At 74.9% G+C, this 14,210-nt stretch carries 14 protein-coding genes; 10 read left to right on the top strand and 4 right to left on the bottom strand.

Going from position 1 to position 14,210, the window contains the following annotated elements:
- Positions 1-346 precede the first annotated feature (346 nt).
- Positions 347-1,687, bottom strand: coding sequence for a D-arabinono-1,4-lactone oxidase (locus tag ACFY07_RS21170; RefSeq protein WP_390870541.1), 1,341 nt, complete (start codon positions 1,685-1,687; stop codon positions 347-349).
- Positions 1,647-2,885 (bottom strand): MFS transporter, encoded by a 1,239-nt coding sequence (locus ACFY07_RS21165; protein WP_390870689.1) that lies wholly within the window; start codon positions 2,883-2,885, stop codon positions 1,647-1,649. The genes ACFY07_RS21170 and ACFY07_RS21165 overlap by 41 nt, the downstream gene beginning before the upstream one ends.
- Before the next feature lie 178 nt (positions 2,886-3,063).
- Between ACFY07_RS21165 and ACFY07_RS21160 the strand changes: the two genes are divergently transcribed.
- Both ACFY07_RS21160 and ACFY07_RS21155 read left to right on the top strand, forming a co-directional pair.
- Complete coding sequence (locus ACFY07_RS21160; RefSeq protein WP_390870539.1) at positions 3,064-4,233, top strand: ferrochelatase; 1,170 nt, start codon at positions 3,064-3,066, stop codon at positions 4,231-4,233.
- 157 nt (positions 4,234-4,390) lie between these two features.
- Positions 4,391-5,206, top strand: coding sequence for an inositol monophosphatase family protein (locus ACFY07_RS21155; protein ID WP_390870537.1), 816 nt, complete (start codon positions 4,391-4,393; stop codon positions 5,204-5,206).
- Between the two features lie 156 nt (positions 5,207-5,362).
- On the opposite strand, the gene ACFY07_RS21150 is transcribed toward ACFY07_RS21155, so the two are convergent.
- Positions 5,363-5,548: a hypothetical protein gene (locus ACFY07_RS21150; protein WP_230747622.1), complete on the bottom strand. Its 186-nt coding sequence runs from the start codon at positions 5,546-5,548 to the stop codon at positions 5,363-5,365.
- A gap of 451 nt (positions 5,549-5,999) precedes the next feature.
- On the opposite strand from ACFY07_RS21150, the gene ACFY07_RS21145 reads away from it, so the two are divergent.
- The 5 genes from ACFY07_RS21145 (at position 6,000) to ACFY07_RS21125 (ending at position 10,951) form a co-directional block, all read left to right on the top strand.
- The gene (locus tag ACFY07_RS21145; RefSeq protein ID WP_230747620.1) at positions 6,000-6,653 is read left to right on the top strand and encodes a response regulator transcription factor; all 654 of its coding nucleotides are present in this window, start codon (positions 6,000-6,002) and stop codon (positions 6,651-6,653) included.
- A gap of 16 nt (positions 6,654-6,669) precedes the next feature.
- On the top strand, positions 6,670-8,040 hold the full coding sequence (locus ACFY07_RS21140; RefSeq protein ID WP_390870535.1) for a sensor histidine kinase: 1,371 nt from the start codon (positions 6,670-6,672) through the stop codon (positions 8,038-8,040).
- Between the two features lie 266 nt (positions 8,041-8,306).
- Positions 8,307-9,278, top strand: coding sequence for an acyl-ACP desaturase (locus ACFY07_RS21135; RefSeq protein WP_230747618.1), 972 nt, complete (start codon positions 8,307-8,309; stop codon positions 9,276-9,278).
- Positions 9,279-9,754: 476 nt separating this feature from the next.
- A complete protein-coding gene (locus tag ACFY07_RS21130) occupies positions 9,755-10,054 on the top strand; it encodes a DUF4193 domain-containing protein (protein ID WP_230747617.1) in 300 nt (99 codons plus the stop codon).
- A gap of 21 nt (positions 10,055-10,075) precedes the next feature.
- Entirely contained in the window at positions 10,076-10,951 is an 876-nt protein-coding gene (locus tag ACFY07_RS21125) for a hypothetical protein (protein WP_230747616.1), read from the top strand.
- 317 nt (positions 10,952-11,268) lie between these two features.
- Here the strand turns inward: ACFY07_RS21125 and ACFY07_RS21120 are convergent, their stop codons facing one another.
- Positions 11,269-11,721 (bottom strand): DUF3093 domain-containing protein, encoded by a 453-nt coding sequence (locus ACFY07_RS21120; RefSeq protein WP_230747615.1) that lies wholly within the window; start codon positions 11,719-11,721, stop codon positions 11,269-11,271.
- A gap of 249 nt (positions 11,722-11,970) precedes the next feature.
- On the opposite strand from ACFY07_RS21120, the gene ACFY07_RS21115 reads away from it, so the two are divergent.
- Genes ACFY07_RS21115 through ACFY07_RS21105 form a run of 3 tightly spaced genes read left to right on the top strand, consistent with a single transcriptional unit; the run spans position 11,971 to position 13,822 of the window.
- The gene (locus ACFY07_RS21115) at positions 11,971-12,504 is read left to right on the top strand and encodes a PaaI family thioesterase (RefSeq protein ID WP_390870687.1); all 534 of its coding nucleotides are present in this window, start codon (positions 11,971-11,973) and stop codon (positions 12,502-12,504) included.
- Complete coding sequence (dut, locus tag ACFY07_RS21110) at positions 12,501-13,025, top strand: dUTP diphosphatase (RefSeq protein WP_390870532.1); 525 nt, start codon at positions 12,501-12,503, stop codon at positions 13,023-13,025. The genes ACFY07_RS21115 and dut overlap by 4 nt, the downstream gene beginning before the upstream one ends.
- A gap of 2 nt (positions 13,026-13,027) precedes the next feature.
- Positions 13,028-13,822, top strand: a complete 795-nt coding sequence (locus ACFY07_RS21105; protein ID WP_230747613.1) for a DUF3710 domain-containing protein — start codon at positions 13,028-13,030, stop codon at positions 13,820-13,822.
- The last annotated feature ends 388 nt before the right edge of the window (positions 13,823-14,210 follow it).

The following is a 14,210-nucleotide window of genomic DNA, read 5'->3' as shown; positions in this document are numbered from 1 at the left end:
GCTCCCCGAACAGTACTCCATCCGTGGTGCACCGGCCGTCCGGCTCGCCCCTCAAGTCTCCCGCGAATCCGCGGAATCTCAAGGGCCGCCACTCCGATGGCCGACCGCCGACGGGTGGACGGTGATCATCTTCACATCTTTCGGCCAACCGGGGGCCCGTTTCTGCCAACACCGCCCCCGGTTGAGCACAGGGAGCGCACCGAACCGGTCAGCGGGTCCCGCGCCGGCCGTCGCGGCCGTCCCGTCCCGGCCGTTCCGCCCCCCGGACTCCTGGGCCCCCGGACTCCCGGGCCGCTGAACCTCTGGGCCTTCGGACCCCCGCGCCCCGGTACGAGGCCCCGCCCCGTCAGTCGCCGAGCACCCGCCGCAGGTGGGCGTTGCCGAAGCGGCGCCCGGGGTCCACCCGGTCCCGCAGCGCGCGGAAGTCCGCCAGCCGCGGGTGCACCGAGGAGAGGTACTCCGCGTCCCGGGTGTGCAGCTTCCCCCAGTGCGGGCGCCCGCCGTGCGCCGTCATGATCCGCTCCACCCCGGCGAAGTAGCCCTGCTCGGCCGTCCCCCGGTACAGGTGCACCGCCACGTAGCAGGTGTCGCGGCCGTACGCGGTGGAGAGCCAGACGTCGTCCCCCGGCGCGGTCCGCACCTCCACGGGGAAGCCGATCCGCCAGTCGGAGCGCTCCACCAGGGCCCGCAGCTCCCGCAGCACCTCCACGGCCGCCGCCCGGGGCACCCCGTACTCCATCTCCGTGAAGCGCACCCGGCGCGGGCTGGTGAAGACCCGGTACGCGACGTCCGTGTAGCGCCGCTCGGACCACGCCCGGCCCGCCACCTGCGCGATGGCCGGGACGGCCGCGGGGAACCGCCGCCCCACCCGGCAGGCGCCCTCCCACACCGTGTTGGACAGGAACTCGTCGTCCAGCCACCCCCGCAGCCGCGGCAGCGGCGCCGGCGGCCCCTGGCTGCGGTTGTTCCGCTTGGTGGTGCACCGGTCGGTGTGCGGAAACCAGTAGAACTCGAAGTGCTCATTGACCGCCGCCAGGTCGTCGAAGCCCTCCAGGACCTCGTCGAAGCGCATCGGCCTCTCGTGGGCGGCCAGCAGGAAGAGCGGCTCCACCGCGAGGGTGACGGCGGTGACCACGCCCAGCGCGCCGAGCCCCAGCCGGGCGCCCTCGAACAGTCCGGGGTCCTCGGCGGGGGAGCAGGCCGCCACGGTCCCGTCCGCCAGCACGATCTCGAGGGCGCGGACCTGCGCCGCCAGCGAACCGGAGTCGCGGCCGGTGCCGTGCGTGCCGGTGCCGATCGCCCCGGCGACGGTCTGCGCCATGACGTCGCCCATGTTGGTCAGGGACAGGCCCGCCGCCTCCAGCAGCACGTTGAGCCGCTCCAGCGTCATGCCCGACTCCACCGTCACCGTGCCCGCCGCGCGGTCGACGGAGCGCAGCGCGGTCAGCCGGTCCGGGAGCACCAGCAGCCCGCCGTCGGAGGAGGCGATGGAGGAGAAGGAGTGGCCGGACCCCACCGCCTTGACCGCGAGGCCGTCCTCGGCGGCCCGCCGCACCTCCTCGGCCAGTTCGGCGGCGGAGGACGGCGCCGCCACCCGTGCGGGACGCGCGCTGCGGTTGCCCGCCCAGTTGCTCCAGCGGTACGGCTCAGGGGTGGTGCTGCGGCTTCCGGTCGCCGTCTTCGACACGCTCTGCCTCCTGCTCCGGCGCCGACCCCAGCCGGCGCGACCCGAGGAACGCCGTGAGCGCCGCGAGCGAGCCCGCCACGGCCGGCACCCAGTAGCCGGCCGAGGCCCCTGCCCGGTCCACCGTCCACCCCCCGACCGAGGAGCCCGCCGCCACGCCGACGGCGAGCCCGGTGATCGTCCAGGTCATCCCCTCGTTGAGCCTGGAGGCCGGCACCAGCCGCTCCACCATCCCCATCGTGGTGACCATGGTCGGGGAGATCGACAGCCCGGCGACGAACAGCGCCGCCGCCAGCGCCACGAGGTTTCCCACCAGTAGGAGCGGGAGCATACTCACCGCCATCACCGACACGCCCAGCAGGAAGCGCCGGGCCATCGGACCCGTCGGCCGCAGCGCCCCGAAGACGATGCCCGCGACGCACGAGCCGGAGGCGTACACCGCCAGCACCACGCTGGAGGCGGCCGTGCTCCCCCGCTCCTGGGCGAAGGCCACGGTGACCACCTCCACCGAGCCGAAGATCGCGCCGGTGGCGACGAAGGTCAGCACCAGGACCTGCAGCCCCCGCGACCGCAGCGCGGAGCCGCCCCCGCGGTGCTCCGCCGCGTGCACCGGCGGCTCGGTCCGCCGCTGGGCGGTGAACAGGGCCGTCCCCGCCGTCAGGAACACCACCGCCAGCAGCACGCCCGCCTCGGGGAAGACCGAGGTGGACAGCCCGATGGCGAGGATCGGCCCCACGATGAAGCACACCTCGTCCATCACCGACTCGAAGGAGTAGGCGGTGTGCAGCAGCGCCGGCCGGCTGCGGTACAGGTGCGCCCAGCGCGCCCGCACCAGGGAGCCCATGCTCGGCATCGCCCCCATGCCGGCGGCGCAGGCGAACAGCGTCCAGTCGGGCGCCCCCAGCCGGGCGCAGAGCAGCAGCCCCACGGCCGACGCCGCGGCCAGCGCGACCGCGGGCAGCGCCACCCGCCGCTGCCCGTGGCGGTCCACCAGCCGCGACACCTGCGGGCCGAGCGCGGCGGCCGCCAGCGCCAGCGTCGCCGAGACCGCGCCCGCCAGGCCGTAGGCGCCGCGCAGCTGGGCGAGCATGGTGACGATGCCGACGCCGCCCATCGAGATGGGCAGCCGGGAGACCAGGCCCGTGGTGGAGAAGGCCAGGCTGCCGGGTGCGGCGAAGATCCGGCGGTAGGTCGACAGCATGGAGGGCACGGGGGCTCCGGTAAGGAATGTGATTGCTCCACACAGCTTACGTAGTGCCGCAAGGGGTTTCCCGCGGTCCGCCGCCGGCCCCGGCCGGGGGCCCGGTGCCCGCACCCGGTGCCCGCCCCGGCCCGGTCCTGTCCACCGGGGAGCCGTCCGCAGTGGCAGGATCGGTGCCATGTCCGACTCGCGCACTCCCGGCGCCGCAGACGCCGAGCCCCTGCAGACCGCTCCCGACGCCGCGCCGTACGACGCCCTGCTCCTGCTCTCCTTCGGCGGGCCCGAGGGCCCGGACGACGTGGTGCCGTTCCTGGAGAACGTCACCCGCGGCCGCGGCATCCCCAAGGAGCGGCTGGCCGAAGTGGGGCAGCACTACTTCCTCTTCGGCGGTGTCAGCCCCATCAACGAGCAGAACCGCGCATTCCTCGCCGCCCTGCGCAAGGACTTCGCCGCACACGGCCTCGACCTGCCCGTGTACTGGGGCAACCGCAACTGGGACCCCTACCTCGTCGACGCCCTCCGCGAGATGGCCGAGGCCGGCCACCGCCGCATCCTCACCCTCGCCACCAGCGCCTACGCCGGCTACTCCGGCTGCCGCCAGTACCGGGAGAACCTCGCCGACGCCCTGGAGCAGCTCCGCGCCGAGGGCGCGCCCGAGCTGCGCGTCGACAAGCTGCGCCACTTCTACAACCACCCGGGCTTCGTCGGCCCGATGGTGGAGAACACCCTGGCCGCCCTCGCGGAGCTGCCCGACGAGGTGCGCGACACCGCCCACCTCGTCTTCACCACCCACTCCGTGCCCACCGCCATGGCCGAGACCTCCGGCGCCCCGGACGACCCGGCCCGGGGCACCCCCGGCGGCGCGTACGTCGCCCAGCACCTCGACGTGGCCCGGCTGGTGGCCGGCGCGGTCGCCGAGGCCACCGGGATCATCGGCCGCCACTGGGAGCTCGTCTACCAGAGCCGCAGCGGCGCCCCCCACATCCCGTGGCTGGAGCCGGACGTCTGCGACCACCTGGAGGCCCTGCACGCGAAGGGCGCCGAGGCGGCGGTGATGGTGCCGATCGGCTTCGTCTCCGACCACATGGAGGTCAAGTACGACCTCGACACCGAGGCCCGCGCCAAGGCCGAGGAGCTCGGCCTGCCCGTGGCCCGCGCCGCCACCGTGGGGTGCGACGCCCGCTTCGTCGCCGCCGTCCGCGAACTGGTGCTGGAGCGCGCGGCCACCGAGCGGGGCGCCCGGCCGCCGCGCTGCGCCTTCGGCGCGCTGGGCCCCAGCCACGACGTGTGCCCGGTCGACTGCTGCCCCAACCCGCGCGGACCCCGCCCCGCCGCCGCCCAGGCCTGAACACCGCCTGGACACCCCAGCCCGGACGCCCCGGAGGCCCGCGCCCGGCCTCCGGGAGGGAGCCCGGACGACCCCGGTCCGGTCCGGCGGGCCGGACCGGGACCTGCCCCCGGGCGGCCGCGGCCGGCCCGGCCCCCGAACCCCAGGAGGAACCGCCATGACCGAGCCCGAGCCCGACCCCCGGCTCACCGCCGAACTGCTGGAGACCGCCCTGGAGGCGGCCCGGCAGGCCGGCGCGCTGCTCCGCGACGGCCGACCGGCGGGCCTCGGCGTCGCGGCCACCAAGAGCAGCCCCGTCGACGTGGTCACCGAGATGGACACCGCCTCGGAGAAGCTCGTCGTCGAGCTGGTCACCGCCCGCCGGCCGGACGACGGCCTCCTCGGCGAGGAGGGCGCCAGCAGCCCCGGCAGCAGCGGTGTGCGCTGGGTGGTGGACCCGCTGGACGGCACCGTCAACTACCTCTACGGCCTGCCGTCCTGGGGGGTCAGCATCGCGGCCGAGCTGGAGGGCCGGGCCGTGGTCGGCGTGGTGGCCGTACCGGCGCGCGACGAGGTCTTCCACGCCGTCGCGGGCGGGGGCGCGTACCTCAACGGGCGGCGCATCACCTGCCGTCCCGCCCCGGCGCCGGGCCAGGCCCTGGTGGGCACCGGTTTCAACTACGTCCGGGAGGTCCGCACCCACCAGGCCCGGGTCCTGGCCGGCCTGATGCCGCAGGTCCGCGACATCCGCCGCGCGGGCGCGGCCGCCGTCGACCTCTGCGACCTCGCCTGCGGCCGGCTGGACGCCTTCTACGAGCGCGGTCTGCGCCCCTGGGACATGGCGGCGGGCGTCCTGATCGCCCGCGAGGCGGGCGCGCAGGCGGGCGGCCGCCCGGGCCGGGAGCCGTCCGGCGACCTCGCCGTCGCCGCGGTGCCCGGACTGCTGGAACCCCTGCAGGAGCTCCTGGAGGAGCTCGGCGCCTGGCACGACTGAGACGCCGTTCCCGGACGGCGTCCGCGGCACCCGCCGGTGGCGCCCGTCCGGGACGTCCGCCCGCGGGATCCCCCGGCGGCACACGGCGGGAGCCCCGGACGCCGACGTGTCCGGGGCTCCCGTACGGTCTTGCGCGCCGCAGCGGCCGGCCGCTGCTCAGGCGATCCTGGGCAGGGCCTCCTCCGCGACGCTGACGCCGTGCTCGGCTGCCAGGCGGCGCAGGTCGTCGAGCTCGGACTGCTCGACCTCGGCCAGGAACTCGTCCCCGGACTCCAGGGCGCGGTTCAGGTCCTGCTCGGTCTTCCGTATGCGCTGCAGGATGCCGGCGGTGAAGGCGTCCATCGGCAGACCCCCTATGGGATGTCGGGCGACCCCGGGCTTCGGGATACGGCATGGGACCGGGGAGTGGATCCGCCGGACAGCGGCTCCCGGTGCGGTCGCGGCCCGGGGGGCAGCGACCGCGGACGATCGGCTTCCCGACCCGGTGCGGCGGTGGCCGCACGGCGGGTGGGTGCGATCCGCCGCCGGGCGGCGCGATCGCGGGTTGCAGTCGTCCTCCCCATCGCGGCGTCGCCGGAAACCTCGGCCTCCGGGCAAATGCCGGATGACCCTGCCGCTCCGGCCGGGCCGACCGCCTCCGTCGGGGTCGCTGCACCGACGGCCTGCCCGCTTACCACTGCTTTACACCCGGGCGAGGCAGGATGGGAGCACCGTCGGGGCCGTCCGCGCCCCGGCCCGGAGCAGCCGGGCGGGCCCGGGGCGACCGGGTGCCCCCGGGGAAGGGGAGACCGCCTTGCGGGTACTCGTCGTCGAGGACGAGCAGCTGCTCGCCGAAGCTGTCGCCACCGGCCTGCGCCGCGAGGCGATGGCGGTGGACGTGGTGTACGACGGGGAGGCCGCCCTGGAGCGGATCGGGGTCAACGACTACGACGTCGTCGTCCTCGACCGCGACCTGCCGCTGGTCCACGGCGACGACGTCTGCCGCGCCGTGGTCGACTCCGGCCTGCCGACCCGGGTGATCATGCTGACCGCCGCCGGCGACGTCAGCGACCGGGTGCAGGGCCTCGAACTGGGAGCGGACGACTACCTTCCCAAGCCGTTCGCCTTCAGCGAACTCGTGGCCCGGGTGCGCGCCCTCGGACGGCGCACCACCACCGCCCTGCCGCCCGTCCTGGAGCGGGCCGGGATCTCCCTCGACCCGGGCCGCCGCGAGGTGACCCGCGACGGCCGGCCGGTGCAGCTCGCCCCCAAGGAGTTCGCCGTGCTGGAGGTCCTGCTGCGCGCCAACGGCGCCGTCGTCTCGGCCGAGCAGCTGCTGGAGAAGGCCTGGGACGAGAACACCGACCCGTTCACCAACGTGGTCCGTGTCACCGTGATGACCCTGCGCCGCAAACTCGGGGAGCCCGCGGTGATCGTCACGGTGCCCGGCTCCGGCTACCGGATCTGACGGAGGCACGCCGACCATGTCCACCCGGCACCCCGCCGCCCCCTCGGACCCCGCCCGCGCCGCGGACGGCGGGACCGCCTCCGGTTCCACCGCGGCGTCCGGCCCCGCCGCGGGCCCCGCCCGCGCCGTCCCGGCGGCGCCCCCGCGCCCCGACCACCCGCCGCGCACGGCCGCGTCCGGGGCGCCGGGCCCCGGGCGGCACACCCCGGGCTCCGGCCTCGGCTGGCTGCCCTTCCGGCCCACCATCCGGATCCGGCTCACCCTGCTGTACGGCGGGATGTTCCTGATGGCCGGGGTGCTGCTGGTCCTGGTGATCTACATGCTGGCCCGGCAGGCCCTCCAGGTCGGCGCGCAGCTCCCCATGACGACCATCCCCGAGAACACCCGCGTGATCGACCCGCGCACCAACCAGGTCTGGACCCCCCAGCAGTTCCAGGAGCAGATCGAGCTCTGGCAGGCCCAAGCCCAGCACGCCGCGCTGGACGCCCTGCTGCGCAGGTCCATCACCGTCCTGGTGGGCCTCGCGGTGGCCGCCTTCGCCCTGGGCTACGCCGTCGCCGGCCGGGTCCTCAGCCCCCTCGGCAGGATCACCCGCACCGCCCGCGAGGTCGCCGGCTCCGACCTGCACCGCAGGATCGAGCTGGACGGCCCCGACGACGAGCTCAAGGAGCTGGCCGACACCTTCGACGAGATGCTGGACCGGCTCGACCGCTCCTTCGACTCGCAGCGCAAGTTCGTCGCCAACGCCTCCCACGAGCTCCGCACCCCGCTGGCGATCAACCGGACGCTGCTGGAGGTCCAGCTCTCCGACCCGGAGGCGTCGCCCGAGCTCCAGCAGCTCGGCAGGACGCTGCTGGCCACCAACGAGCGCAGCGAGCAGCTCGTCGAGGGCCTCCTGCTGCTCGCCCGCAGCGACAACGAGATCACCGACCGGCGGCCGGTGGAGTTCGCCGAGGTGGCCTCCCAGGCGCTGGAGCAGACCCGGGCGGAGGCGGAGTCCCGCCGGGTCGCGCTGCGGACCTCGCTCGCCCCGGCCGCCGTCTCCGGCAACGGCGTGCTCCTGGAGCGCATCGCCCTCAACCTGGTGCAGAACGCCGTGCGCTACAACACCCCCGACGGCTGGGTGCAGGTCTCCACGGCGGCGGTGCCCGGCGGCGGCGAACTCGTGGTGTCCAACACCGGCCCGGTCATCCCCGGGTACGAGATGGAGCACATCTTCGAGCCGTTCCGCCGGGTGAAGAGCGCCGAGCGGACCCGCAGCGACAAGGGCGTGGGCCTCGGCCTCTCCATCGTCCGCTCGGTCGTCCGGGCGCACGGCGGTTCCATCGAGGCCGTTCCGCGCCCCGGAGGCGGCCTGGACGTGCGGGTGTACATCCCCGGCGCCTGACGGTGCCCGGGCGCCCGCCCGCACCTCCTTCCGCGCCCTCCCGCGCCCTCGGAGCCACCGCGCTCCGGGGGCGCTCCTGTGCGCCCGCAGCACGCCCCCGCGAGCCCCGTGCCCCCGTACCCCGCACGCCGGCGGTGCGCCCGGCTGCCGGGACCGCTGCCTCGCCGCCCGTGGCGCCGCCGCTTGTCATTTCCGGCCGCTTCAACTTACGGTGGCGTAACCTACGGATCCGTAGGTGTGCCGAGCCGCCGCAGGAGCCCGCCGCCGTGACCATCGCCCCCAGCCAGCAGAGCGACTCGACCGCCTGGACCGACGTCCGGCTGCTGCACGCCCTGGAGGAGGTGGTGGAGCAGGAGCTCGACCGCCACCTCAGGGTGGCCAAGGAGTGGATGCCCCACGAGTACGTGCCGTGGAGCGCGGGCCGCGACTTCGACGGCGTCCTGGGCGGTGAGGCGTGGGCGCCCGAGCAGTCCGGGCTGACCGACGTGGGCCGCGTCTCCCTGGTGGTCAACCTGCTCACCGAGGACAACCTCCCCAGCTACCACCACGAGATCGCGACCATGTTCGGCCGCGACGGCGCCTGGGGCACCTGGGTGCACCGCTGGACCGCGGAGGAGGGCCGGCACGGCATCGCCATCCGCGACTACCTCCTCACCACCCGGGCCGTCGACCCGGTGGCCCTGGAGCGGGCCCGCATGGACCACATGTCCGCCGGGTTCGAGTCCGACAACCGGCACAGCATGCTGCACTCGGTGGCGTACGTGGCCTTCCAGGAGCTCGCCACCCGCATCTCGCACCGCAACACGGGGACCTTCTCCGGCGACCCCGTCTGCGAGCGTCTGCTGGCCCGGATCGCCACCGACGAGAACCTCCACATGGTCTTCTACCGGAACCTGCTGCTCGCGGCCCTGGAGCTGGCCCCCGACCAGGCGATGCGGGCCGTCGCCGACGTCGTGACCGGCTTCCGCATGCCGGGCCACGGCATGCCCGGCTTCGAGCGCGCCGCCGTCCGGATCGCCGTCGGCGGCGTCTACAACCTGCGCATCCACCACGACGACGTGCTGCAGCCGGTGCTGCGGCACCTGAAGGTCATGGAGCGCGGCGGCCTCGGTCCGGAGGGGCTGCGGGCTCAGGAGGAGCTCGGTGCCTTCCTCGACGGGCTGGACGGCCAGGCGGCCCGGTTCGACGAGCGCCGGGCCGCACTCCTGGCCCGCCGGGCCGCCCGCGCCGAGGGCTGAGGACCTCTCCTCCCGGGGTTTTTTTCCATGATTTGTCTGGACACCACGCCAAGGTGACCAAGGTCACATCCGGTCGCCCCCGGCGTCCGGGCGGGAGCGGAGGGTCACCCGGGGGCGGGCGGCGACCGTCACCGAAGGTGACCGTGAGTGCCCTGCCGCCTTCCGGGTCCCGTGTGGGCCGCGCTGGGCCGGAAGCCCCGGATTCACCGCCTTCGCGACGGTTTCCGATGGAACGTTTCCCTCTGCCTCGATCACGGTAAGTGCACAGTGGGCCCGGCGGGGCACCCCTCCCGCATCCCCCCGCGACCCTCCACCGGCGCCCGCCGCCGTCACCTCTTCGGGGGTGCGATTGGGTGTCGATTGAGTAACAGGCCTTGAAGTAAGGCAAAATCTCCGCCTCGGGTCGGGCACAAGTCCGGCCTCCCATGCGTTACGTGCGCTGGAGATACCGCAGACACCCGGAGGGGGAGAGTGATATGGCAACGGACTACGACACCCCACGCAAGACCGATGACGACCTCAACGAGGACAGCATCGAGGAACTGAAGGCCCGCAGGAACGAGAAGACGTCGAGCTCTGTCGACGTCGACGAGTTCGAGCAGGCGGAGGGCCTCGAACTGCCCGGCGCCGACCTCTCCAACGAGGAGCTGTCGGTCCGGGTGCTGCCGCGCCAGGCCGACGAGTTCACCTGCATGAGCTGCTTCCTGGTGCACCACCGCAGCCAGCTGGCATCGGAGAAGAACGGCAACCCCATCTGCCGGGACTGCGCCGCCTGATCGGCGGGTAACCGGAGAGCCATGGCACGCATCCGGAGACTCAGCAGCGCCCACCGGTTCCGGAAGTCCGGACCGGAGGCAGGTGAGGCCGCCGACCGGGCGGCCGAAGAAGCGGCGGAAGAGATCGCATCGATCGCCGCGGAGATGGAGCACTGGGACGGTACCGCCGCGGCGGAGCCGTCCCACCGTCGCGAGCGGGGCCGGCAGCGCCTGGCCTCGCTCGCAGGCGCGCTGGCCCGCGGACTGGGCCGCGGCGGCCGCACCGCCGCACGCGGCGCGGCCCTCGGGGCCAGGGGACTGAGCGACCGCCTCCTCGACGCGGCGCCGCGCATCCCGGTCCGCGACCTGGCCACCCTGCGCGCCCAGCACCCCGAGGCCGGCGACGCCGAGGAGCTCGCCGACCGCCTCACCGCAGGCGCCGTCCGCGCCTCCGCCGCCGTCGGTGCGGGCGTCGGAGCCGCCGCCATGCTGCCCACACCCCCCACGATGGTCCTCGAGATCGCCGCCGAGACCCTCGCCGTGGCCGCGATCGAGGTGAAGCTCATCGCCGAGCTCCACGAGGCCTACGGCATGCGCGCCCCCGGGGGCGCCACCGACCGCGCGGGCGCCTACGTCAACGCCTGGACCAACCGCCGCGGCATCGACGTCACCCGGCCGGTGGGCATGGCCGCACTCCGGCTCAGCGGGGAGCTCAAGCAGCAGCTGCGCCGCCGCCTCACCCGGCACACCCTGCGCCGGGTGCCGTCGCTGACGCCCCTGCTGATCGGCGCCGGCATCGGTGCCACCATCAACAGCCGCGACACCCGCAGGGTCTCCGACGAGGTCCGCCACGACCTGCGCAGGCGCACTCCCGCCGACCCCGGCTACTGGGACCGCGCCCTGCCCGGCGACCGCTGAGGACCGCCCACCGCCCCGCAGCTGGGCCGCCGGTCCTTCCCCTGCCCCCTCGGTGCCCGCGGGCCCTGTGCAGGCCGTCCGACGGCCTGCACAGGGCCCGCGGGCACCGAGGCGCTCCGGGCCCTGCCCTGCCCGGCGCGAGCGTCCGGGCAGGGCCCGGAGCCCTTCGGTGCGGCCGATCGCAGGGCGGAGGACCGCCCCTCGTCGTGGCCCTGCCCGGGCGGCACGGCAACGCGGCGGGCGCCCGTTCCCGGGGGCGCCTCCCGGACGGGGCCCGGGGGCGCGTCGCGGGCCCGGCGGGAGCGGCCGGGCAGGGCCTAGCCGCGCGGCAGTTCCGCGCGGGCGGCCTCCAGCGCCGCCGCCAGCCGCTCCGGCGACCGGGTGGAGAGGTAGACGTACGGCGTCGGGTCCTCCGGATCGCTCACCTCGACCCGCAGCGCCGTCGGCACGTAGCTCCGCAGCAGCATGAACGCCCGCGGATCGGCCTTCGCCGTCCGCCACGCCAGCGCCTCCGCCCGGTCCAGCGGCCGCGCCTCGCCCAGCGCGTCCACCGGGATCCGGGCGTCCCCCGCCACCAGCGACCCCTGCACCACCCGGATCCGGGCCGCCCCGTACCCGCTCAGCGCCGCGGCGCCGAGCACCACGCCGGCCACCAGGCCGATCACTCCCGGCACCGGGCCGAAGCGCAGCAGGATCAGGGCGAGGGAGAGCCCGGCCGCGACGGGCAGCAGCCACCAGGAGCGGGGCGCGGAGAGGCGTTCGTCGTACATGGCTCCATTGTGGGCGCCTCCGGGCAGGCCCCCGCGCAGCCCCCGCCGGGCCGCCCTCCGCGGCGCCCGGGCCGCCCGGGCGCCGTGCCCGCCCCGGGCCGCCCTGCGCACGTGCGGACCGCCGGCCGTGCGGCGGTAGGGTCAACGCCTGTGACCGGACCAACTGCACCCCAGGCGGCAGAGGCCCGGGACGCGGGCCAGACCGCAGCGCGGCCCGCGACCGCCCCGCCGCCCGACGCCCAGCCCCCCGTGCGCCACCCCGAGGCCCCCGCGCCCGGCACGCTGCTCGGCTCCCACTACGACCACTGCTTCGGCTGCGGCCCCCGGCAGACCCACGGCCTCCAGCTGGAGGCGCGGGCCGGCGAGGGCGTCGAGGTCACCGCCGAGTTCACCGTCAAGCCCGTGCACCAGGGCGGTCCCGGCCTCGCCCACGGCGGGGTCCTCGTGACCGCCATGGACGAGGCGCTGGGCTCGCTCAACTGGATGCTGCACACCGCCTCGGTGACCAGGCGGCTCGAGACCGACTTCGTCCGGCCCGTCCCCGTGGACACCGTCCTCCACATCCACGCGCGGGTCACCGGCGTGCACGGCCGCAAGATCTACTGTGCCGCCGAGGGCCGCCTCGACGGCCCCGGCGGACCGGTCGCCATCCGCGCCCAGGCGCTCTTCGTCCAGGTCCGGCTGGAGCACTTCACCACCCACGGCCGGCCGGAGGACATCAAGGCCGCCATGGAGAACCCCGACGTCCTCAAGCGCGCCCGAGCCTTCGAGGTGAACCCGTGAGCGCCTCCCACCCCCGGCCGCCCGTGGACATCCTGGTCCGCCGTCTCGACCCCGGCCTCCCGCTCCCGGAGTACGCGCACCCCGGCGACGCCGGCGCCGACCTGCGCACCACCGTCGACGCCGACCTCGCACCAGGTGAGCGCGCCGTCCTGCCCACCGGTGTCGCGATCGCCCTGCCCGACGGCTACGCCGCCTTCGTCCATCCGCGGTCCGGCCTCGCGGCGCGCTGCGGGGTCGCGCTCGTCAACGCCCCGGGAACGGTCGATGCCGGGTACCGTGGTGAGATCAAGGTGATCGTCGTGAATCTCGACCCGCGCGAGCGTGTCGGCTTCCGCCGCGGGGACCGGATCGCCCAGCTGGTCGTCCAGCAGGTCGAGAAGGCCCGCTTCCACGAGGTGGCCGAGCTGCCGGGATCGGCCCGCGCCGACGGGGGCTTCGGGTCGACGGGCGGCCATGCCGCGGTTAGCATGCCCGCGGCCGGGCAGGTATTCACTTCGGCCCCCGACCGGGAAGGACAGTGACCGTGTTCCGTCGTCGCCACAAGAGCGAGGACGCTGTCGAGCAGCTCGCAGAGGACGCCTTCGGCGCTGATGAGTATGCCGACGACGTCGAGGGTGCCGCCTACGCCGAGACCGGATCGGACGCCGACCCGGCGGAGCGTGTCGGGCTGCCGCCCGCTCCCCGGCCGGACGGGCCCTGGGACGTCTCCGAGCTGGAGAGCCCCGAGGAGGGCCGCGTCGACCTCGGCGGTCTGCTGATCCCCGGTGTCGAGGGCATGGAGCTGCGGGTCGAGGTCGCGGGTGACTCGATCGTCGCCGCGACCCTGGTCCTGGGCAGCAGCGCCATCCAGCTCCAGGCGTTCGCCGCGCCGAAGTCGGAGGGCATCTGGGGGGAGGTCCGCGACGAGATCGCCGGCGGGATCACCCAGCAGGGCGGCATCGTCGACGAGGAGGAGGGCCCGCTGGGCTGGCACCTCCGCGCCCAGGTGCCCGTGCAGCTGCCGGATGGCACCCAGGGGGTCCAGCTGGTGCGCTTCGTGGGCTGCGACGGCCCCCGCTGGTTCCTCCGCGGTGTGATCTCCGGCCAGGCCGCCGTGCAGCCGGAGACCGCCGGCGTGCTGGAACAGGTGTTCCGGGAGACCGTGGTGGTCCGCGGTGAGTCGCCGATGGCGCCCCGCGACCCGATCGTGCTCAAGCTGCCCGAGGACGCCCAGATGGTGGCCGACACCGGTGCGGCTCCGGTCGAGGGCGACTCCCGCTTCGCCGGCTCCCACCTGAACCCCTTCGACCGGGGTCCCGAGATCACCGAGGTCCGCTGACCCGCGCTCCGGGACCACGGAACCGGAGCACGCAACGGCAGGACCGAGACCCTCCGCACCGCCCTCGGGCGGTCCGGAGGGTCGATTTGCTTCCGCCGCCGCCGCGGCCGTACAGTTCCACGGTCGCTCAGCGCGGACTCCGCGCAGCGGCACCTCCCGTCGAACATCCGATGCATTTGCATTCGACATGTTCGGGGAATTCGGCTCACGGAGCGATCCGATCGGTCTGCTAGAGTCGGAAAGCGCCGGAAGGCGAAGGAAAGAACGCAGGAACCCCGCCGGCGGGGGTCAGCGAAGCGGAGAGAGACACTCCGCGGGTCTGATAAGCTGGAGACACGGAAGAACGAAGCGCCCGGAGGGGCCCGCAGGGGCCGCGAAGGAAGCGTCC

Origin of the sequence: Streptomyces sp. NPDC001380 (assembly GCF_042895785.1) — a bacterium.
GTDB lineage: Bacteria > Actinomycetota > Actinomycetes > Streptomycetales > Streptomycetaceae > Peterkaempfera.
This window is presented reverse-complemented; position numbering and strand designations above follow the sequence as displayed.

Bases quoted from the DNA above. Each gene is read 5' to 3' on its own strand.
- ACFY07_RS21165 (WP_390870689.1), bottom strand. From the start codon at position 2,885: ATGCTGTCGACCTACCGCCGGATCTTCGCCGCACCCGGCAGCCTGGCC.
- ACFY07_RS21160 (WP_390870539.1), top strand. From the start codon at position 3,064: ATGTCCGACTCGCGCACTCCCGGCGCCGCAGACGCCGAGCCCCTGCAG.
- ACFY07_RS21155 (WP_390870537.1), top strand. From the start codon at position 4,391: ATGACCGAGCCCGAGCCCGACCCCCGGCTCACCGCCGAACTGCTGGAG.
- ACFY07_RS21150 (WP_230747622.1), bottom strand. From the start codon at position 5,548: ATGGACGCCTTCACCGCCGGCATCCTGCAGCGCATACGGAAGACCGAG.
- ACFY07_RS21140 (WP_390870535.1), top strand. From the start codon at position 6,670: ATGTCCACCCGGCACCCCGCCGCCCCCTCGGACCCCGCCCGCGCCGCG.
- ACFY07_RS21130 (WP_230747617.1), top strand. From the start codon at position 9,755: ATGGCAACGGACTACGACACCCCACGCAAGACCGATGACGACCTCAAC.
- ACFY07_RS21125 (WP_230747616.1), top strand. From the start codon at position 10,076: ATGGCACGCATCCGGAGACTCAGCAGCGCCCACCGGTTCCGGAAGTCC.
- ACFY07_RS21120 (WP_230747615.1), bottom strand. From the start codon at position 11,721: ATGTACGACGAACGCCTCTCCGCGCCCCGCTCCTGGTGGCTGCTGCCC.